The organism is Massilia sp. 9I (genome assembly GCF_902506415.1).
Classification (GTDB): Bacteria; Pseudomonadota; Gammaproteobacteria; order Burkholderiales; family Burkholderiaceae_D; genus Telluria.
Genome location: NZ_LR733275.1, coordinates 731797 through 752011, shown reverse-complemented (window position 1 = coordinate 752011; position 20215 = coordinate 731797). Strand labels below are relative to the sequence as shown.

At 63.9% G+C, this 20215-nt stretch carries 21 protein-coding genes; 16 read left to right on the top strand and 5 right to left on the bottom strand.

Annotated features, from left to right (window positions below; genetic code table 11):
• Positions 1 to 116 precede the first annotated feature (116 nt).
• The 5 genes from GV068_RS03415 to GV068_RS03395 all read left to right on the top strand — a co-directional run bounded on the left by GV068_RS03415 (position 117) and on the right by GV068_RS03395 (position 5782).
• The gene (locus tag GV068_RS03415; protein ID WP_159696004.1) at positions 117 to 866 is read left to right on the top strand and encodes an electron transfer flavoprotein subunit beta/FixA family protein; all 750 of its coding nucleotides are present in this window, start codon (positions 117 to 119) and stop codon (positions 864 to 866) included.
• A gap of 18 nt (positions 867 to 884) precedes the next feature.
• Positions 885 to 1814, top strand: coding sequence for an electron transfer flavoprotein subunit alpha/FixB family protein (locus tag GV068_RS03410; protein WP_159696003.1), 930 nt, complete (start codon positions 885 to 887; stop codon positions 1812 to 1814).
• Between the two features lie 81 nt (positions 1815 to 1895).
• Positions 1896 to 3686: an acyl-CoA dehydrogenase gene (locus GV068_RS03405; RefSeq protein ID WP_159696002.1), complete on the top strand. Its 1791-nt coding sequence runs from the start codon at positions 1896 to 1898 to the stop codon at positions 3684 to 3686.
• Positions 3687 to 4040: 354 nt separating this feature from the next.
• Complete coding sequence (locus tag GV068_RS03400) at positions 4041 to 4538, top strand: hypothetical protein (protein ID WP_159696001.1); 498 nt, start codon at positions 4041 to 4043, stop codon at positions 4536 to 4538.
• Between the two features lie 41 nt (positions 4539 to 4579).
• The gene (locus tag GV068_RS03395; protein ID WP_159696000.1) at positions 4580 to 5782 is read left to right on the top strand and encodes an RNA-guided endonuclease TnpB family protein; all 1203 of its coding nucleotides are present in this window, start codon (positions 4580 to 4582) and stop codon (positions 5780 to 5782) included.
• Between the two features lie 199 nt (positions 5783 to 5981).
• On the opposite strand, the gene GV068_RS03390 is transcribed toward GV068_RS03395, so the two are convergent.
• Positions 5982 to 6395, bottom strand: coding sequence for an NINE protein (locus tag GV068_RS03390; RefSeq protein ID WP_159695999.1), 414 nt, complete (start codon positions 6393 to 6395; stop codon positions 5982 to 5984).
• A gap of 100 nt (positions 6396 to 6495) precedes the next feature.
• Between GV068_RS03390 and GV068_RS03385 the strand changes: the two genes are divergently transcribed.
• The 6 genes from GV068_RS03385 (at position 6496) to GV068_RS03360 (ending at position 10267) form a co-directional block, all read left to right on the top strand.
• On the top strand, positions 6496 to 7251 hold the full coding sequence (locus tag GV068_RS03385; RefSeq protein ID WP_159695998.1) for an AAA family ATPase: 756 nt from the start codon (positions 6496 to 6498) through the stop codon (positions 7249 to 7251).
• Positions 7252 to 7418: 167 nt separating this feature from the next.
• Entirely contained in the window at positions 7419 to 7667 is a 249-nt protein-coding gene (gene rpsP / locus GV068_RS03380; protein WP_036216003.1) for a 30S ribosomal protein S16, read from the top strand.
• Between the two features lie 16 nt (positions 7668 to 7683).
• Positions 7684 to 8238 carry a ribosome maturation factor RimM gene (gene rimM / locus GV068_RS03375; RefSeq protein ID WP_159695997.1) on the top strand — a complete coding sequence of 185 codons (555 nt, stop codon included), beginning with the start codon at positions 7684 to 7686 and terminating at the stop codon, positions 8236 to 8238.
• A 26-nt stretch (positions 8239 to 8264) separates the two neighbouring features.
• Entirely contained in the window at positions 8265 to 9026 is a 762-nt protein-coding gene (gene trmD / locus GV068_RS03370; protein ID WP_159695996.1) for a tRNA (guanosine(37)-N1)-methyltransferase TrmD, read from the top strand.
• A 117-nt stretch (positions 9027 to 9143) separates the two neighbouring features.
• The gene (rplS, locus tag GV068_RS03365) at positions 9144 to 9530 is read left to right on the top strand and encodes a 50S ribosomal protein L19 (protein WP_159695995.1); all 387 of its coding nucleotides are present in this window, start codon (positions 9144 to 9146) and stop codon (positions 9528 to 9530) included.
• Between the two features lie 98 nt (positions 9531 to 9628).
• The gene (locus tag GV068_RS03360; RefSeq protein WP_159704520.1) at positions 9629 to 10267 is read left to right on the top strand and encodes a CoA pyrophosphatase; all 639 of its coding nucleotides are present in this window, start codon (positions 9629 to 9631) and stop codon (positions 10265 to 10267) included.
• A gap of 38 nt (positions 10268 to 10305) precedes the next feature.
• On the opposite strand, the gene GV068_RS03355 is transcribed toward GV068_RS03360, so the two are convergent.
• Positions 10306 to 10902 (bottom strand): HEAT repeat domain-containing protein, encoded by a 597-nt coding sequence (locus GV068_RS03355; RefSeq protein WP_159695994.1) that lies wholly within the window; start codon positions 10900 to 10902, stop codon positions 10306 to 10308.
• Positions 10903 to 11078: 176 nt separating this feature from the next.
• On the opposite strand from GV068_RS03355, the gene GV068_RS03350 reads away from it, so the two are divergent.
• The 5 genes from GV068_RS03350 (at position 11079) to GV068_RS03330 (ending at position 16741) form a co-directional block, all read left to right on the top strand.
• Positions 11079 to 12038 carry a CobD/CbiB family protein gene (locus GV068_RS03350; protein WP_159695993.1) on the top strand — a complete coding sequence of 320 codons (960 nt, stop codon included), beginning with the start codon at positions 11079 to 11081 and terminating at the stop codon, positions 12036 to 12038.
• 113 nt (positions 12039 to 12151) lie between these two features.
• A complete protein-coding gene (locus tag GV068_RS03345) occupies positions 12152 to 12502 on the top strand; it encodes a DUF3579 domain-containing protein (RefSeq protein WP_159695992.1) in 351 nt (116 codons plus the stop codon).
• A 75-nt stretch (positions 12503 to 12577) separates the two neighbouring features.
• Entirely contained in the window at positions 12578 to 13027 is a 450-nt protein-coding gene (locus GV068_RS03340) for a CBS domain-containing protein (RefSeq protein WP_159695991.1), read from the top strand.
• Positions 13028 to 13103: 76 nt separating this feature from the next.
• Positions 13104 to 15854: a M16 family metallopeptidase gene (locus GV068_RS03335; RefSeq protein WP_373888402.1), complete on the top strand. Its 2751-nt coding sequence runs from the start codon at positions 13104 to 13106 to the stop codon at positions 15852 to 15854.
• 95 nt (positions 15855 to 15949) lie between these two features.
• Positions 15950 to 16741 carry an SDR family oxidoreductase gene (locus tag GV068_RS03330; RefSeq protein WP_159695990.1) on the top strand — a complete coding sequence of 264 codons (792 nt, stop codon included), beginning with the start codon at positions 15950 to 15952 and terminating at the stop codon, positions 16739 to 16741.
• Between the two features lie 21 nt (positions 16742 to 16762).
• On the opposite strand, the gene GV068_RS03325 is transcribed toward GV068_RS03330, so the two are convergent.
• The 3 genes from GV068_RS03325 to GV068_RS03315 form a co-directional block, all read right to left on the bottom strand.
• The gene (locus GV068_RS03325) at positions 16763 to 17503 is read right to left on the bottom strand and encodes a GntR family transcriptional regulator (protein ID WP_159695989.1); all 741 of its coding nucleotides are present in this window, start codon (positions 17501 to 17503) and stop codon (positions 16763 to 16765) included.
• 16 nt (positions 17504 to 17519) lie between these two features.
• Positions 17520 to 18599: a flavodoxin family protein gene (locus GV068_RS03320; RefSeq protein WP_159695988.1), complete on the bottom strand. Its 1080-nt coding sequence runs from the start codon at positions 18597 to 18599 to the stop codon at positions 17520 to 17522.
• 146 nt (positions 18600 to 18745) lie between these two features.
• Positions 18746 to 20068 (bottom strand): lipopolysaccharide assembly protein LapB, encoded by a 1323-nt coding sequence (locus tag GV068_RS03315; protein ID WP_159695987.1) that lies wholly within the window; start codon positions 20066 to 20068, stop codon positions 18746 to 18748.
• Positions 20069 to 20215: the final 147 nt, after the last annotated feature.

Here is a 20215-nt window from a genome sequence, read left to right as displayed (position 1 = left end):
TCGAAATCCTCTAAAAAAAATCGCACGATCGTGCTTTAATTTCGACCTGAAGCCGAATTTCTCTTATAATCTAGGCCATTTTCGTCTGTCCCCATTCCATTTTCTAAAGGCACCCTATGAAAGTCCTGGTACCCGTCAAACGCGTGGTCGACTACAACGTCAAGGTCCGCGTCAAATCCGACGGCAGCGGCGTGGATATCGCCAATGTCAAAATGTCGATGAACCCGTTCGACGAGATCGCGCTGGAAGAAGCCACGCGCCTCAAGGAAGCCGGCAAGGTCACTGAAGTGGTCGCCGTGTCGGTGGGCGTGGCCCAGTGCCAGGAAACCCTGCGTACCGGTATGGCGATCGGCGCCGACCGCGGCATCCTGGTCGAGACCAGTGTCGAGACCGAGCCGCTGGCCGTGGCCAAGATCATGAAGGCGCTGGCCGACAAGGAACAGCCGCAGCTGATCATCCTCGGCAAGCAGGCGATCGACGACGATTCGAACCAGACCGGCCAGATGCTGGCTGCGCTGCTGGGCTGGCCGCAAGCCACCTTCGCCTCGAAAGTGGTGCTGGAAGACGGTAAAGTGACCGTAACCCGCGAAGTCGACGGCGGCCTGGAAACCGTGGCCCTGTCGCTGCCGGCCATCGTCACCACCGACCTGCGCCTGAACGAGCCGCGCTACGTGACGCTGCCGAACATCATGAAGGCCAAGAAGAAGCCGCTGGAAACCATCAAGCCGGAAGACCTGGGCGTCGACGTGAGCCCGCGCCTGAAGACCCTGAAAGTCACCGAGCCGGCCAAGCGCTCGGCCGGCGTCAAGGTCCCCGACGTGGCGACCCTGGTGCAAAAACTGCGCACCGAAGCCAAAGTCATCTAACCAGATTAGGAAAAGAACATGGTCGCACTCGTCATTGCTGAACACGACAACGGCTCCCTCAAGGGCGCTACCCACCACACCGTGACCGCGGCCGCCCAGTGCGGCGGCGAAGTCCACATCCTGGTCGCCGGCTCCGGTTGCGGCGCCGCCGCCGAAGCGGCCGCGCAGATCGCCGGCGTGGCCAAGGTGCTGGTTGCCGACGCGCCGCACTTCGCCGACGGCCTGGCCGAGAACGTCGCCGAGCAGATCCTGGCGATCGCCGGCAGCTACTCGCACATCCTGGCGCCGGCAACCGCCTACGGCAAGAACATCCTGCCGCGCGTGGCCGCCAAGCTGGACGTGGCCCAGATCTCGGAAATCACCAAGGTCGATTCGCCGGACACCTTCGAGCGCCCGATCTACGCCGGTAACGCGATCGCCACCGTGCAGTCGAGCGACAGCGTGAAGGTCATCACCGTGCGCGGCACCGCCTTCGACAGCGCCGCTACCGGCGGTTCGGCCGCCGTGGAGCAGATCGCCGCCGTCGGCGACGTCGGCAAGTCGTCCTTCGTGGGCCGCGAGCTGGCCAAGTCGGACCGTCCGGAACTGACCGCCGCCAAGATCATCGTGTCGGGCGGCCGCGGCATCGGCTCGGCCGAGAACTTCAAGCTGCTCGAACCCCTGGCGGACAAGCTGGGCGCCGCCATGGGCGCTTCGCGCGCGGCAGTGGACGCGGGCTTCGTGCCGAACGACTGGCAGGTTGGCCAGACCGGCAAGATCGTCGCGCCGACCCTGTACATCGCAGTCGGCATCTCGGGCGCGATCCAGCACCTGGCCGGCATGAAGGACTCGAAGACCATCGTCGCCATCAACAAGGATCCGGAAGCGCCGATCTTCTCGGTGGCTGATTACGGCCTGGTGGGCGATCTGTTCGAAGTCGTGCCGCAGCTGGTCAAAGAACTGGGCTAATCCCCACACATAAGCTGTCCATCGTCGTTCCCGTGCGGCCCAGGTCGTGCCGGAACGGCGTTTTCACATCAGGAGACAAAGGTGAGCTATCAAGCCCCGCTGAAAGACATGCAGTTCGTGCTGAACGAACTAGCGAACCTGGCAGAGATCAACCAGCTCCCGGGTTGCGAAGACGCGACCCCGGACACCGTGGACGCCGTGCTGGAAGAAAGCGCGAAGTTCTGCGGCGAAGTCATCGCGCCGCTGAACCACGCGGGCGACAAGGAGCCGAGCTTCTGGAAGGACGGCACCGTCACCACCTCGAAGGGCTTCCGCGAAGCCTTCCGCGCGTTTGCCGACGGCGGCTGGCAGGGCATCCAGCACCCGAGCGAATTCGGCGGCCAGGGCCTGCCGAAGCTGGTCGCGACGCCGTGCATGGAAATGCTGCACGCTGCGAACCTGTCCTTTGCGCTGGCCCCGCTGCTGACCGACGGCGCCATCGAGGCGCTGCTCACCGCAGGCTCGGACGAGCAGAAGAAGCTGTTCCTCGAACCGCTCATCAGCGGCAAGTGGACCGGCACCATGAACCTGACCGAGCCGCAGGCCGGTTCGGATCTCGCCGCCGTGCGCACCCGCGCCGAGCCGCAGGGCGACGGCACCTTCAAGATCTTCGGTACCAAGATCTTCATCACTTACGGCGAGCACGACATGGCGGAGAACATCATCCACCTCGTGCTGGCGCGCACCCCGGATGCACCGGCGGGCGTGAAGGGCATCTCGCTGTTCATCGTGCCGAAGTTCATGGTGAACGCCGACGGCTCGCTGGGCGCGCGCAACGATGCGCACTGCGTCTCGATCGAACACAAGCTGGGCATCAAGGCCTCGCCGACCGCTGTGCTGCAATTCGGCGATCATGGTGGAGCAATCGGCACCCTGGTGGGCGAAGAGAACCGCGGCCTCGAATACATGTTCATCATGATGAACGCGGCCCGCTTCGGCGTCGGCATGCAGGGCGTCGGCCTGGCCGAACGCGCCTACCAGCAGGCGGTCGCGTTTGCGAAAGACCGCGTGCAGTCGCGCGAAGTGGCCGGTTCGCCGGGCCCAGTCGCCATCATCAACCACCCGGACGTGCGCCGCATGCTGATGTCGATGCGCTCGCAAACCGAAGCGGCGCGTGCGCTGGCCTACGTCGGCGCCGGACTGTCGGACCTGGCGCACAACCACGCCGACGAAGCGACCCGCAAAGCGAATCTCGCGGTGTATGAGTACCTGGTCCCGATCATCAAGGGCTGGTCGACCGAGATGAGCGAGAACGTGGCGCGAGACGGCGTGCAGGTGCACGGCGGCATGGGCTTCATCGAGGAGACCGGCGCGGCCCAGCACTACCGCGACGCCAAGATCCTGACGATCTACGAAGGCACCACCGCGATCCAGGCCAACGACCTGGTCGGCCGCAAGACCGTGCGCGACGGCGGCGCCGTGGCCAAGTCGCTGATCGAACAGGTGCGTGCTGTCGAGGCGCAGCTGGGCGAAGTGCAAGGTGAAGAATTCGCCGCGATCCGCCGCCAGCTGGCTGCGGGCTCTGTCGCGCTGGAGCAGGTGGTGGACTTCGTCGTGGCGAATGCCAAGTCGGACGTGCGTGCCGTGTTCGCCGGCAGCGTGCTCTACCTGAAGCTGGCCGGCATCGTGCTGGGCGGCTGGCAGATGGCGCGTGCGGCCCTGGCCGCGCAGAAGAAGCTGGCGGCAGGCGAGGGCGATGCGTCCTTCCTGCGCGCGAAGATCGCCACCGCGCGCTTCTTCGCCGACCACGTGGTGTCGACGGCCCCTGGCCTGCGCACTGCGATCGTCGAAGGCGCACCGGGCGTGCTGGCGCTGGACGTCGACCAGTTCTGACCGCGCATCAATGTTGTTGAGAAGCGGCCTGCGGGCCGCTTTTTTTATGGGTTGATGTTGAACAAACGGCGCACCATGGCCGCGTTCGTATGCTGGCTCCATCCACTCATCGATACAGGAGCCGATATGCTATCAAAGCTACGACGCAATATCCGCTGTCCAGCCCTCGCGCTATCCTCGCTCTTGCTGCTAGCCTCTTGCGGCGGGGGAGGCGACAGTGACGGTGGCAAGACCGCCGCCGATCCGCCACCGACGTCACCCACCCCGCCGCAGCAACCGACACCGCCGGCCCCGCCGGATCCGCCGCAGCCACCGCCACCTCCGCCGGCCCAACCGAGCCCGCCGCCCGAGATCGTGCTCGCCGACACCTATACCGAGCTGGTCGCCGGCACCATCAACAGCCCGCCAGGCTGGGCGGCCTGGACCGGGCCCGGCAACCGCCTTCCCGTGAACGGCGTGGGCTGCCTGATCAACGAGAGCTACCACCTGCACTCGCTCGTCTCGATCTACAAGGATGGGGTGCGCATCGGCCTGCCCGACAACGTCGGCCGCAGCGGCTGCACCTACGAACTGCATACCCACGACGTGATGGGCGTGGTGCACATCGAAACCGACGTTCCGAAGAAGTTCACGCTGGGCCAGTTCTTCGCGCTATGGCGGCAGCCGCTCGGCGCGGCGGGGACGGCCGGTTTGCCCGGACCGATCCGTTTCTACCTGATCGAGAACGAGCGGCTTACGCCGTTCACGGGTGACCCGGTGCAGCTGGAGCTGGCGGCGCACCGCGAGATCGTCATCGTCAGCGGCACGGCGCCGCGGGTGTTGCCGAAGTACCGCTGGCCTTTAGGGCTTTAAGAAGCTGCTCGACGGTGTGAGCCTGCTGTGAAGGAAATGCTATGTTGATGGCCCACAAAATTAGGCTCGACCCTAATAACGTGCAAGTCACACATTTGGCGCGGGCAGCTGGCGTGGCCCGATTCGCTTACAACTGGGCGTTGAATGAATGGGGTTGTCTGTATCAGGCTTACTTGGTGGATCCTGCGCTGCCAAAGCCCACCGAAGCAGCGTTGGGTCGTAAGCTGAACGCAATCAAGCGCATTGAATTCCCCTGGATGCTGGAGGTCACCAAGTGCGCGCCACAGATGGCGATCTTGCAGCTTGGACGTGCATTCTCGAATTTCTTTGCCCACCGAGCCCGTTATCCGAAGTTCCGCTGCAAGGGGCGCGACGACCGATTCACCCTGAGTAACGACCAGTTCCAGGTCAAGGACAAGCGCATCCGTGTTCCAAAACTTGGCTGGGTGCGTATGTGCGAACGGTTACGTTTTACTGGTCGCATTGTCTCGGCATGCATCCGCCGGGTCGCTGATCACTGGTATGCCAGCATCACTGTTGATGTGCCCGAGCGCGCACACCGGCCGCCATCCGAAAACCAAGGCGCGGTCGGGGTCGATCTCGGCGTGAGCAGGCTGGCGACGCTTTCCACTGGCGAAACCTTCACCGGGCCAAAAGCCCTCCGGCATTCACTGCAGCGGCTTCGTCGGCTGTCGAAAGCGTTGTCGCGGAAAGTTAAGGGGTCGCGCAATCGAGTCAAAGCTAAGCGAAAGCTGGGCAGACATCACGCGCGCATTGCGGCTATCCGGCACGATGGTCTGCATAGGGTAACGACCAACATCACACGGCGCTTTCACACGATCGGCGTTGAAGATTTAAATGTGAAGGGCATGGTGAAAAACGGGCGCTTGTCGCGTGCCATTGTGGACATGGGTTTTGCAGAGCTGCGCCGTCAGCTAGAGTACAAGGCAGAATGGTGTGGCGGGCAGGTTGTCGTAATAGATCGCTGGTACCCCAGCAGCAAAACCTGCTCATGCTGCGGCACTCGGATTGATACCCTCTACCTCGCGCAGCGGCAGTGGTGCTGCGCGGCATGTGGAACCACGCATGATCGGGATATCAATGCGGCTATCAACTTGAGAGACATGGCGGTGAGTTCCACCGTGTCGGCCTGTGGAGGGGAAGGCACTGGCCTTGTGAGCGAGCACAAGGTGAAACCGGCCTTGGTGAAGCAGGAATCCATCGGCAAAGCAAGCTTCAGGTAAATCCAAGCAGCTTTACACAAGTGTGGAAGAACGGATCGAGAAATACGACAAGCAGCTTCTCTAAGAGGAAATAAGTGCGGCCACGATCATATTGGGATAGCAGCAACGGTTTGCGATAAATTCACGGCCAATCCGTTTGCCTGCGGCCGCGGCGGCAGCAGGCATACGGTCCGTGCACGGCGGGGGAGCTGGTCCTGGCTCAGCCGTAGGAGCCGCCCGTGTACAGCAAATCGAACACCCGCGCGATGGTCCCGATCAGCACGATCGCACCCACCCCCAGGATCAGCACCAGCAGCAGCGCCAGCATCCAGTTGGAACGCGAGGCCTTGCCGCTGCCCTTGTTGTATTGCCCATCCCAGGCCTCGTCCGGCGTCAGCCCGATGACCAAGCCTTCCACGAAGCCCGCGATATACGACACCAGCAGCGGCAGCATCACGTAAAAGGGATGCGGCTGCACCGCCCCATACAGGATGCCGATGACCGGCAGGCTGCACAGGTGCAGCAGCCCGAGCCGGTCGGTGCCGCCTTTCAGGTAGAAGCGGTGGGCGCCGAAGCCGCCCAGCAGCAGGGCGAGCAGGGTGGCGAAGGTCTTGTTTTTGTGCGGGACAGCCATGAGCGTTGCCAAAAGTTCAGGAAAGCACGAGTATCGTGCAAAATGACAAGGAAGGCACGCATTGCGTGAACTCTGCCGTAGCTCGTCCGGTCACACTACCATGCTCAAGACACGCTCTTACCTCGCCGAAGTCCAGCTGAAGCCGACCGCCCCGGTCGAGCCGCCGCTCTTTCCGTTCACCTTGCCGGCCATCCGCTCAATCGAGCGCCTGGTATTGCATCCGAACGTCACCTTCCTGGTCGGAGAAAACGGCTCGGGCAAGTCGACGCTGCTGGAAGCCATCGCGGTTGGGATGGGCTTCAATGCCGAGGGCGGCAGCCGCAACTTCCACTTCGCGACCCGCGCTTCCCATTCCGACCTGCATGAGCATTTGCGCTACGTGCGCGGCATCGAGCGGCCGCGCGACGGTTTCTTCCTGCGCGCCGAGAGCTTCTACAACGTCAGCACCGAAATCGAACGCCTCGACGAGGATCCGGCGGGCGGGCCGCCGATCATCAATTCCTTCGGGGGCAAGTCGCTGCACAACCAGTCGCATGGCGAATCTTTCCTGACCCTGTTCATGGAACGATTCGGTGGACAAGGCTTCTACCTGCTCGACGAACCAGAGGCCGCTCTTTCACCGCAGCGCCAGCTGGCCCTGCTCAGCCGCCTGCACGACCTGGTCGGCCAGCGCTGCCAGTTTGTGATCGCCACCCATTCCCCCATCCTGATGGCCTACCCGAACGCCACCATTTACGCGTTCGGCGAACAGGGCATCCGCGAGATCGCCTACGAAGATACGGAACACTACCGCGTCACGCGCGACTTCCTTGCCAATCCGGCACGGATGTTGCGCGTCCTGATGGGCGAAGAGTAGGGCAGGCTGCCTGGCAGTGGCCTTGTGGCGAAAAATAGGCGATAATGCTCAATTCGCCGAACCTCACGCTGCGTGTCCGCCGTGTTGCTATAACCGCTTGCCCCTATCTAGGCTTACGCGCTATAATCGTCGGCTTTCTCCGTCCAATACAACTTTTTGGAAATATTATGGTCGTTATCCGTTTGGCTCGTGGCGGCGCAAAAAAGCGCCCGTTCTACAACATCGTTGCAACCGATTCGCGTAACCGTCGCGATGGCCGTTTCATCGAGCGCATCGGTTTTTACAACCCGATGGCTTCGGGCGCTGAAGTCGGCCTGCGTATCGCTGCTGACCGTCTGGCTCACTGGCAAGGCGTTGGCGCACAACTGTCGCCGACCGTTGCTCGCCTGGTTGCAAACCAGCAGCCTGCAGCCTAAGTAAGGCAAACAAGGTTTGACCGATTCGGCAGCAGCAGGGAACGCAGTTCCCGACGACCTGGTCCAGGTCGGCTATGTGTCCGGCGCGTTCGGAATCGTGGGCGGCCTGCGCGTCACCCCGTTTTCCGTCGACGCCGACGCGCTGCTGAAGGTCAAAACCTGGTGGCTCGACAAGCCGGCCCTGCGTTCCGTCTCGGTGCGCACGGCAAAGATGCATGGCGGCGACGTAGTCGCCACCCTGGTCGGCATGCGCGACCGCGATGACGCCGAAGCGCTCAAGGGCGCGGCGGTGCATGTGGCGCGCAGCGAGTTCCCGAAGCTCGAAGAAGACGAATACTACTGGTCCGACCTGATCGGGCTGGATGTGGTCAACCTGGAGGGCGAAGCCCTCGGCAAGGTGACCGACATGATGCACAACGGCGCGCAGTCGATCCTCAGGATCGCTCCCGTCGATGCTGGTGCTCCTGACGCGAAAGTGTCGGAGCGCCTCGTGCCGTTTGTCGACGCCTTCGTCAAGAAGGTCGACTTGGGCAGCAAGCTGATTACCCTGGACTGGGGTCTGGATTATTGATGTCTCTAACGTGAAGCGAGGTCCCGATGCAGTTTGACGTCGTGAGCTTGTTTCCAGAGATGTTCGCCGCCTTGACGCAGTCGGGCGTGACCCGGCGCGGCATCGAGCAGGAACGCTGGGGCTTGACGATCTGGAACCCGCGCGATTTCACGCAGGACCGCCACCGCACCGTGGATGACCGCCCCTACGGCGGCGGCCCCGGGATGGTGATGCTGGCCAAGCCCCTGGAAGCCGCGATCGCTGCCGCGAAGGCGCGCCAGGTCGAGCTGGGCCTGCCGGCGCCGCGCGTGGTGTTCATGTCGCCGCAAGGCAAACCGCTGACGCACGAGCGGGTGGTGGCGCTGAAGGACGAGCCGGGACTGGTCGTACTGTGCGGCCGCTACGAAGGCGTGGACCAGCGATTGCTGGACCGCTGCGTCGACGAGGAAATCTCGCTGGGCGACTTCGTGCTGTCGGGCGGAGAATTGCCGGCGATGGCGCTGATGGATGCGGTGGTGCGGCTCCTGCCTGGCGTGCTGGGCGACGAAGCCTCGGCGGTCGAAGACAGTTTCGTCAACGGCCTGCTGGATTCGCCGCATTACACGCGCCCGGAAGTCTACGAAGGCGAGCCGGTACCGCCGGTCCTGATGGGCGGCAACCACGCCGAGATCATGAAGTGGCGCCGCCAGCGCATGCTGGAGGCGACATTGAAAAAACGGCCGGATCAGCTGGAGCGTGCGCGCGCCGCCGGCCAGCTGACGAAGGCCGATGAAAAGTTTCTGGCAGAGCTGGACAAGCCTGCCGAGTAAGAATGCACTGATGTGCATGGTACGGCGGGCATGTTGCCCGCATGTTCAACCCCATCCTCTACTGGGCACGCTTTGTAAATAAGCAGCGCCAGCAAGATGGTTTTTGGAGTGATAAAAATGGATCTGATCCAACAACTCGAGCAAGAAGAAATCGCGCGCCTCGGCCGCTCGATTCCTGATTTCGCACCTGGCGACACCGTCGTCGTCAGCGTCAACGTCGTCGAAGGCAACCGCAAGCGCGCCCAGGCATACGAAGGCGTCGTCATCTCGCGTCGTAACCGCGGCCTGAACTCGAACTTCATCGTTCGCAAGATCTCGTCGGGCGAAGGCGTTGAGCGTACGTTCCAGCTGTACTCGCCGCTGATCGCTTCGATCGAAGTGAAGCGTCGTGGTGACGTGCGTCGTGCGAAGCTGTACTACCTGCGCGAACGTTCGGGCAAATCGGCACGTATCAAGGAAAAGCTGCCGCAGCGCAAAGCAGCTATCGTTGCTGCTGCTGAGTAATAGCGTCTGTGTTCTGAAAAAGGCATCCGCAAGGATGCCTTTTTCTTTATGTACTCGAGGAATGTGTTTTGGTTAAGCCCGTGTTCGATCCCCTCGCCATGCCCGTCGAAGGCCTCGCCGGCGAGCCCGCACTCGCGCCCGAGCGCCTGACTGCCGAGGCCGTGCGCGCGCGCTTTGCACGCACCCTGCCGTGGGAACCGGAAGCCTCGGATGAAGCCCTGGCTGCGCCGGCCCTGCGCCTGCGCCGCGCCGCCGTGCTGGTGCCGCTGGTCGAGCGGCCGGACGGTTTGCACGTGCTGCTGACCACCCGCACCGACCACCTGTCCAGCCACGCCGGCCAGATCAGCTTCCCGGGCGGCCGCGCCGAAGAACTGGATTCCTCGCCGATCGAGACCGCCCTGCGCGAGGCGGAAGAAGAGATCGGCCTGCACCGCCGCCACGTCGAAATCATCGGCGTGCTGCCCGAACACGTCACCATCAGCGCCTACCGCGTGACGCCAGTGGTCGCCATCGTGTCGCCGCCGTTCGAGCTGAGCGCCGATCCGGGCGAGGTGGCCGAGATCTTCGAAGTCCCCTTGAGCTTCCTGATGTCCGGCGCCAACCACGAGCGCCGCTCGGTGTCGCTGCCGGAAGGGAAGGGCAAGCGCACGTTTTATGCGATGCCGTACGAGCATTACTTCATCTGGGGTGCGACGGCGGCCATGCTGCGCAACCTCTACCATTTCCTGCGCGCCTGAGCTGCGTCCTGTCCCTCAGGCAAGGTAATGCCAGCCGGTCAGTCCTGGTAGCGCCGTGCCAGCGCCAGGAGGTTTTGCCGCCCATCCTCGAAAGCTTTCGCAAGATATATCGGGAACAGGTCTGAGCCCACGGTTTTCAGTGCGCTTAGCGCACCCATCCGCTGGTATTCGTCCCCGGTATTCCATGCCGCCTCCGCCAGTGCCGGAACCGAGCTCGACTGTAGCGCTGCGAGCGAAAGCAACGCCATCCTCCGGGTGCGTTCGTGCGAATCGCCCAAGAACGCCAGCAGGAGCGATTCAGCTTCATCGCGATGTCCGACGCAATATTGCAACTGCTCGGCGAGGTCGTCGGACGCGACACCGCCGCGTGCAAGCGAGTGGCGCGCAAGCGCGAGCAGGGTTTCCTCGTCCTGGCCGAACAGTTCGGCGATGTAGGAGGTGCTGGACTGCTCCAGGACGAACAGCAGGTCTGTGACATCGTCGTCGGACCAGTCTTGCGGACCTAGCTTTATTAAAAACTGCTCCAACGCAGTGACCACGCCGCCGACACGCCACCAGTCTTCATCATCGGTCCGACCGTGAGAGCCGACCCGCTGTCGCAGTTTCTGCACCTCGGTATGAAAGTCTGGAGTCATTGCTCGCCGATTCAAATGTGTCTGTGGCCAGTGTAGCGAGCACATTAGCGAGAAGGCAAGTCAGGCTCCTTCACCGAAATCCGAATCCATATTCCAGTTCCTCATTTGATTCCGGCTGGCTTCTCCGCTATCGTAGCGGGCAGCACAGTATTGCCAGAACAAAAAAGGATTCCTGAATGACATTTTTCTCCATCCTCGTCGCGCTGATCATCGAGCAGCTGAAGCCGCTGCGCGCCGACAACCAGGTCTACGGTGGCATCAAGGGATTCGCGATGCGCATCGAGGGCTGGTTCAATGCGGGCGAGCAGAAGAATGGCCGCATGGGCTGGATCCTGATGATGCTGGCGCTGATGGTGCCGACGTGGCTCATCTACTGGGTGTTCATGCACTTCAACCTGGTGCTGCTGGCCTTTGCCTGGAATGTCCTGATCGTCTACCTGACCCTGGGTTTCCGCCACTACAGCCATTATTTCACCTCGATCCAGCTGGCCCTGAACCAGGGCGACGAAGCCACCGCGCGCCAGTTGCTGGCCGAATGGACCCGCACCGACACGGTCGGGATGGACCATACCGAGATCTGCCGCGTAGCCGTGGAAAAGTCCCTGATCACCACCCACCGCAACGTATTCGGCGTATTCTTCTGGTTCCTGATGCCGCTGGGGCCTGCGGGCGCGGTGATGTACCGCGTGTCCGAATACCTGGCGCGCGCCTGGAACGAACCCGACCACATGCGCAACGAGGCCTTCGGCCAGTTCGCCGCCAAAGCCTTCTACTGGATCGATTGGATCCCGGTGCGCCTGACGGCGGTCGCTTTTGCCGTGGTGGGAAACTTCGAAGACGCGATCTATGCCTGGCGTAACTTCGCCAGCCGCTGGGCCGACGAATCGAAGGGCATCATCCTGGCCGCGGGCGGCGGGGCGATGGGAGTGCGGCTGGGTACGCCGAACGAGAACGCGCCGCAGCTGTTGCCGGCGGACGCGGCCACGGTCGACCTGGGCGACAGCGAAGCCGAGGTGCTGCCGGGCGAGGAACCGAACCTGCGCGCGCTGCAGAGCACGGTCGGGCTAGTGTGGCGGGCGCTGATCCTGTGGATGATCCTGCTCCTGCTGCTGTCCAGCGTGGTGTGGCTTGGGTGAGGGCGAATTGTCGCAAAGCGCACGGCAGGCCTCGTCCGCAAGTCTTCTATAAGATATAATACTGAGCTGAGGTTGTTCATCCACGCAGTATTCTTGTTTCAGCAAGCAGCACTATGGCCGAGTCACCGCACACCGCGGATAAAAAGCTGAAGGACGAGTTTTTTATCCTGGGCATTACCAGCAATGGCAGGCAGTTCCGCCCCAGCGACTGGGCCGAACGCCTGTGCGGCGTCATGTCGTGCTTTGCTCCCGGCGCCCGCGGCCGCGATTCCCACCTGCAGTTTTCCCCCTGGGTACACCCGACCATGGTCAACGGCGTCAAGGCCGTGGTGGTCAGCCGAGAGCTGCAGAAAGTCGAGCCGCTGGCTTACCACTTCGTGCTGAACTTCGCCAAGGACAATGACCTGCAAGTAGCGGACGCCTGCTTCGTGCCGCCGCCGGACGAGAAAAAACCGGCTGTCTAAGTCCCCTTTCGGATTCAGGAACTAGCGCTATGATGAAAGTCGTAGCGCCAGTTTTGTTTGCGGGAGGACCGTACTATGCACATCCGCGACATCTGCACCAGCCAGGCCGCCCACTGCAACCGTGATGAAACCGTGCAGGGCGCGGCCCTCATGATGCGCCGCCAGCACGTGGGCGACGTCATCGTCGTCGACCAGTTCGACGGCGCCAGCGTCCCGGTCGGCATCCTGACCGACCGGGACATCGTGGTCTCGGTCATCGCCCCCGGCCTCGACCCGGCCAGCCTGCAGGTCGGCGACATCATGACCGACGACCTGCTCACCGCGCGCGACACCGACGACGTCTACGAGACCATCGAACGCATGCGCCTGCGCGGCATCCGCCGCGTGCCCGTCATCGACAGCAATGGCAGCCTGTCTGGCATCGTCAGCGCCGACGACCTGCTCGAATTCCTCGCCGAAGAGATGGGGGAATTGTCCCGTATTAGCCCATATCAACAATCGCACGAACGCCGCGCCCGCCAGTAGCCGGGCGCTCTGTTACCATCCTGCATTGTTCAAGAACATGCAGGACGGCACTGTCCTGCCAACATGACAGGACACCATGAACCTGATGACGATGAAGCGCGGCCTGGTCGCGCCCCTGGTGGCGGGCAGCCTCTGCTTCGTGATGGTCGGCAGCGCTTGGGGCGCGGCGCAGGCGAAAAGCGCGCCGCTGCCCAAGGGTGCGAGCCTGGGACCCTCGGCCGAGGGCATTACCGAATACCGGCTGGCCAACGGCCTCAAGGTGCTGCTGTTCCCGGACGCCTCGCGCCCGACCGTGACGGTGAACGTGACTTACCTGGTCGGCTCGCGCCACGAGAACTACGGCGAGACCGGCATGGCCCACCTGCTCGAGCACCTGCTGTTTAAGGGCACGAAAAAGAACCCCGACATCACCGGCCAGTTCGCGCGCCGCGGCATGGACTTCAACGGCACCACCTCGCTCGACCGTACCAATTACTACGAGGTGTTCCAGGCGTCGCCAGAGAACCTGAACTGGGCGCTGCAGATGGAAGCCGACCGCATGGCCCATTCGCCGGTAGCGCAGAAGGACCTTGCTTCGGAAATGACCGTGGTGCGCAACGAGTTCGAGAGCGGCGAAAACTCGCCGGCCCAGGTGCTGTTCAAGCGCATGCAGAGCATCGCCTATGATTGGCACAGCTATGGGCGTTCGACCATCGGCAACCGCAGCGACATCGAGAACGTCCGAATCGCCAACCTGCAGGCCTTCTACCGCACCTACTACCAGCCCGACAATGCGGTGCTGCTGGTGGCCGGCAAGTTCGAGCCGAATGCGACCCTGGCTACCATCAGCCGCCTGTTCGGCGCGATCCCGAAGCCAAGCCGCACGCTGCCCCAGTTCTGGACGGTCGAGCCGACCCAGGACGGCGAGCGCAGCTTCGCCGTGCGGCGCCAGGGCGACGTCCAGATCGTCGCGGTCGGCTACAAGATCCCGTCCGACCTGCAGCACGATTCGGAAGCACTCGGCTTCGCCTCCGAGATCCTGGGCGACGCGCCCAATGGCCGCCTGCACAAGCTGCTGGTGGAAACCGGCAAGGCGAGCCAGGTCTTCAGCTTCGGCCAGACCGGCTATGCGCCGGGCCTGCAGTTCTACGGGGCCGTGGTGAAGAAGGGCGACCCGATCGAACCGGTGCGCGAAGCGCTCACGGACGCGGTCGAGGGCCTGGCCAAGCAGCCGCCAACCACGGAAGAGATGGAGCGCGTGCGCCGCTCCTGGCTCAACAGCCTGGAACGCAGCATCAACGACGCCCAGGGCTTCGGCGTGGCGCTGTCCGAGGCCATCGCGCTGGGCGACTGGCGCCTGTACTTCCTGGGGCGTGAGCGCATCAAGGAAGTCAAGGCGGGAGAGGTGGCGGCCAGCGCCGCACGCTACTTCGTGCGCAGCAACCGCGTCACCGGCACCTTCCTCCCCGAGGACGCGCCGGTGCGCGCCGTGATCCCGGCCGCGCCGCCGGTCGAGACCGTGATGAAGGACTACAAGCCGTCCGCCTCGAGCCTGGTGTCGGAAGACTTCGACCCCAGCCAGGCCAACATCATGAAGCGCACCACCTTGACCACCGCGGGCGGGGTGAAGCTGGCGCTGCTGCCTAAAAAGAACCGCGGCGAGACCGTGACCGTGCGCCTGAGCCAGCACATGGGCGACGAAAAGAACCTGTTCGGCAAAGGCATGATCTCCGGGATGACGTCGGCCATGCTGATGCGCGGGACCAGCAAGTACAGCCGCGCCGAACTGGCCGACGCCTTCGACAAGCTCAAGATGACGGGCAGCCCGAACGGCTTCCAGACCACGCGCGAGAACCTGGTCGAGGCGCTCAAGCTGGCGGCCCATGTGCTCAAGGAGCCGGCCTTCCCGGCGGCGGAATTCGAGCAGCTGAAGCAGCAGATGCTGGTCGGCCTGGAAGCCAGCCGCGCCGAGCCGCAGGCGGTGGCCTCGCGCGCGCTGTCCACCCACTTCAACCAGTACCCGCGCGGCGACATCCGCCATGCCAACACGCTGGAAGAAGACGTCGAGGACGTCAAGGCGGTGCGCCTGGAAGACCTGCCGGCCTTCCACCGCGAGTACTACAACGCCAACCCGGCCGAGATGGCGATCATCGGCGACTTCGATGCAAAGGAAATCGTGCCGCTGGTCGATGCGCTGTTCGGCAGTTGGCGCGCCCCCGCCAACGTGGCGCCGGTACTGCGCCGCCACGCCGAAGTCGCGCCGATGTCGACCTCGCTGAACACGCCGGACAAGGAAAACGGTGTCTACATGGCGAGCATGAACCTCGACCTGAACATCGAGGATCCCGACTATCCGGCGCTGATGCTGGCCAACTACATCTTCGGCGAGGGCGGCCTCAAGTCGCGCCTGATGGACCGCATCCGCCAGAAGGAAGGCCTGTCCTACGGCGGCGGTTCCGACCTGGGGGCGGGTGACCTCGACCGTGCCGGCGGCTTCTCGATCAGCGCCATCGCCGCACCGCAGAACCTGCGCAAGCTGGACGCCGCGGTGCGCGACGAACTGGCGCGTGCGGTGAAGGGCGGTTTCACGGCCCAGGAACTGGCCGACGCCAAGTCGGGCCTGATGCAGCAGCGCCAGCAAACCCGCGCCAACGACGCGGCCCTGGCCTCGGGCTGGACCTCGTACCTGTACCGGGGCCGCACCTATGAATGGTCGGCCGAGTTCGAGCGCAAGCTGATGGCGGTCACGCTGCCGCAACTGAACGCGGCCTTCCGCAAGGCGATCGATCCGGCCAAGCTATCGGTGGTGATGGCGGGGGACCTGGACAAGGCCCAAGCCAAGCCCTAGAAGCAACACCCTACGAACCGTTTGTGACAAGCCCCCCGATGCTGCGTTAAAATGTTTCCCTTGGGAAGCATTAGTTGCGAAGCATCAGGAGCATCATGAAAGGCATATCGAAAGTGCAAGTCCCGGCCGAACTCCCGTTCGCCGGCAAAGTGGCCCTCGTGACCGGCGCCGCCAGCGGCATTGGCCGCGCCACGGCCTTGGCCTTCGGCCGCGCCGGCGCCCATGTCGTGGTCGCCGACACGGCGATCGACGGCGGCCATGCGACCGCGGCGATGATCGTGGAATCGGGCGGCAAGGCGCTGTTCGTCCGCAGCGACATCACCAAGGCGATCGAGGTCGAGGCGCTGGTCGAGAAGACCATCAACTATTACGGCCGCCTCGACATCGCGGTGAACAATGCTGCGGTGGATGAGGAAAGTGCGCCGCTGGCCGAAGGCGACGAGGAACAGTTCGACCGCATCATGGACGCCAACGTCAAGGGCGTGTGGCTGTGCATGAAGTACCAGCTGCGCCACATGCAGAAGCAGGGCGCCGGCGCGATCGTCAACGTGGCCTCGGTATCGGGCCTGGTGGGCGCGCCGAACCGCGCGGTCTACGCGGCCAGCAAGCATGCCGTGGTGGGTCTCACGAAGAGCGCCGCGGCCGAGTACGCGCGCGAAGGCATCCGCATCAACGCCCTGTGCCCGGCGGCGGTGAAAACCCCGATGCTGGCGCGCGCCGTCGAGCGCGATCCGGCGGCCGAGAAGAAACTCAAGGCTTCGCATCCGATGGGGCGCTTTGCCGAGACGGTGGAAGTGGCGAATGCGGCGCTGTGGCTGGCGTCGGAGCAGGCGTCGTACGTCAACGGCCACGAGTTGGTTGTAGACGGCGGTTTCACCGCGATTTGATGGCGTGGGCGGGGCAATGCGTTACGACGCGTTCAGCTCCGCCACAAAGTCATACATGTCGCCCCTGAAGTAAGAGCGGCAAAACTCCACCGCCCGCCCGTCCCGGGCAAACCCCAGCCGTTCCACGCACAGCCCGGCGTCGCCTTCGCGCGTCTGCAGCAGGCGTGCCTGCTCGCCGTTGAGCAGCAGCGCCGACAGCCGCTGCAGCGCCCGTACCGGGCGATTGCCGGTGGTGGCCAGCGCCTCGTACATCGAATCGCCCACCGCATCCAGCGAACCCAGGGCAAAGGCGGCGATGGTCGCGTATTCGAGGCACATCGGGACCTCGTCGGCGTAGCGGATGCGGTTGAAGCGGTACACCGGCGTCCCTGGCGACAGGCGCAGGCGCAGCGCTTCTTCGGGCGTCACCAGGCCTTCCGAACGCTTGAGCCATTCGTTGCGCGGCACACGGCCACGCGCCCGCATGTCCTCGGAAAACGAGGTCAGCTTGGCGAAGTTCTTTTCGATGCGTGTGTTGATGAAGTTGCCCGCTCCCGCGCGCCGCACCAAGAGGCCTTCCTCGACCAGGGCGTCGATCGCCTTGCGCACCGTGATGCGCGAGATGCCGAGTTCCTGCGCCAGCTGGCGCTCGGCCGGCAGCGCCGATGCCGAGCCCCAGGCGCCTTCGTCGATCGCGCGCCGCAGCGCCTGCTGCAGCTGCTGGTAGAGGGGAAGCTTGCCGCCGCCGGCGGCCGATTGCATCAGTTCTGCGAGTGCGTTCATCCGCGCATTCTACCGCCTACTTCGGCCGCGGGTTCTTGAGCGGATGCTCGACGACGGCCACGCGCCCGGCGCGGATTTCCTTTACCGCCGCGCCCACCGCGCGCGCCACGTTGCGCACCTCTTCCTGTACCGCGGTATCGCGATCGAGCGTCTCGTGGCTCTCGGCATAGGACTCGTAGTAGCCGATGTAGCGGTCGAGCTGGGCGAAGCTGCCGGCATCCACCAGGCCCATCCACGAGAGCCAGTCGGCCAGCGAGCGGCGCGTGCCTTCGATGCCGGCGACGTCGCCGTGCACCACCAGGCCATAGGCGCGGCCGGCCAGGTGCTTGGGATAGTCCCAGCCCTCGAGTTCGAGCGCCTTGGCCTGCTCGGCCTTCTTGCCGTGGGTAGAGGAGGGGTCGGGGTTGCCGCCGTCGGCGCATACCAGGCGGTCGATCATCAGCTTCAGCACGGCGGGCGACTGGTACCAGTACACCGGGGTCACGATGATGACGCCGTGCGCCAGCACCCAGCGCTCGTAGATCTCGTTCATCCAGTCGTTGACCTGGCGCTCGGCGTGGTTGGGATAGCAGCTGCACGGCCAGTGGCACAGCGGCATGGCGGTCGAGACGCAGCCTTTGCATGGGTGGATGTGGCGGTCGTAGTCGGAATTGAGCAGGCTGAGGTCGAGCACGTCGGCCTCGAAGCCTTCGCTTTCCAGCACCTCGCGCGCCAGCATGGTCATGCGCCAGCTCTTCGAGACCTCGCCGGGGCAGGTGCCGTCGTTGCGCGCGGCGCCGTTGATCAGCAGGACGCGGTTGCGCGAGCCCGGATCCTTCTGGTGGCGCTCGGCGGCCAGCAGGCGCTCGTGTGCTTCCTTCCATTCGACCGACAGGTCATAGCCCGGATCGGCAAAGCCGGGACCGGCCTTGACGGTGCGCGGGGCCTTGCGGCCCTCATGGTAAGCGTCCCAGGCCACCTGTTCGATGGCGTCCAGTTCCTGCGCCAGCGCGTCGTAGGCGGGATCGTGAAAGGCGTTGCGGAAACGGATGTGGAATTCGTCGCGTCCCAGCTTGGCGGGCGCCTGCCCTTTGCGTACTTCCGGTACCTGTGTCATGCGGCCTCCCTGAATTGCGGCGATTATCGATCCCGCAAGAAAGGACCGATGTTCGCGCGCGCACATAGCATCCAGAAAATCCGGACAATGCAGGGACGAAAAAAAAACCGGACATGAGGTCCGGTTTTTTTTGGGGGTGTGGAAGCTTACTGTGCAGCGACCGCGGTGCCGCCCTGCTGCTGGAGCAGGAGCACCCAGTACTTGGCCAGGTCGGCCGCGCCGCCCTTGCCGTTGATGCCCTGGAAGGTCTGGATCGCTTCGGCTTTCTTGCCGGCGCGGGCCTGGGCCATGCCGAGGCGCAGCTTGGCTTCGTCCGGGGCCTTCAGGCCGCCCTTGGCGATACCCTGCTGGATGAAACCGATGCCCTTGTCGGCCTGGCCCATGGTGGAGTAAGCCCAGCCGATGTTGACGAGGCCAGCGCCGGTCTTGGCCTTCTGCGCGTTCGCTTCGCCCGCGCCGATGGTCTTGACGTCGTCGGCAGCCTGCTTGGTCGCCTTGCTGCGCAGGGCGTTATGGGTCTTGGCATCGCTGCCCTTGCCCAGCACGCCGGCGGCGAAGCCGGCATCCAGCACTTCCTTGGCTTCGGCCGGGAAGCCGTCGCGCAGGGCGACTTCGGCCAGGTAGGTGTAGTGCTCAGGCGGGACCTGGTCTTTCTTCACGGCGGCCATTTCCAGGCGCAGCATCGTCGGGCCGTAGGTCGGCTCGTCGAAGCCGGCCTTGCGGGTCACGCCACGGCTCAGCAGGTCGAGCCAGAAGTCGTCGGTCGGGTAGTACTGCACCAGGTTTTCCAGGGCGAACAGGTAGGTTTGGGTGTCCTTGACCTTGTTGGCTTCCTGGCCCAGCAGACGCAGGACGTTCTCGTCCGGCTTCTGGCCAGCCTGCTTGGCTGCGTTGACCTGGCTCATCAGCTGGTCCTTGGCGCCGGCGAAGTTGCCGCTGGCTATCTGGGCGCGCGACAGGGCGCCGCGCACCTTGGCCGCATCGCCTCCTTCTTTCTCGAAGCGGGTGTACCACTCGATCGCCTTGGGGTAGTTCTTCGAGTTGTAGTTGGCGTCGCCCAGTGCCTGGTAGTAGTTCAGCTGGTCGGCCTTTTCCAGGCGGCCCGAAGCCAGGATCGCTTCCATGGTCGGGATCGCGATGGCGTTGTTGTCGCTGCCCAGGGCCCACGACAGCTTCATGCGGTTGATGACGTAGTCTTCGTACGGGGTACGGTTCGGCATCGCTTCGGCCTGGGTGATGCGGGTCTGCACCTCGGCATAGTTCTTCGCATCCATCAGGGTCTTGATGGCGGCCGGGTCGAGCAACTTGAACATGTCGGGACGGACGGTGTCCTTCGCCGCTGCCTGCGCGGCGGCGGCAGCCGCAGCATCGTTCTTCTGCTGCGCGTGGGCGCTGGATACCAGTGCCGGGGCGGATACGCCGATCGCGGCGAGCATCAGGCAGAGACGGGCAAGACGGAATTGGGCCATGAATAATCCTTCAATCAAGTCAATAATGAACTGTGGAACATGCATACTCGGCAATATGGCGAGAATGCTATCCCGGACAAATGTGCATTGTCCCATAAAAGTGCCCGGCCATTGTGACGTACTGTGCGCTGCTTTGCGTGTGTCGTT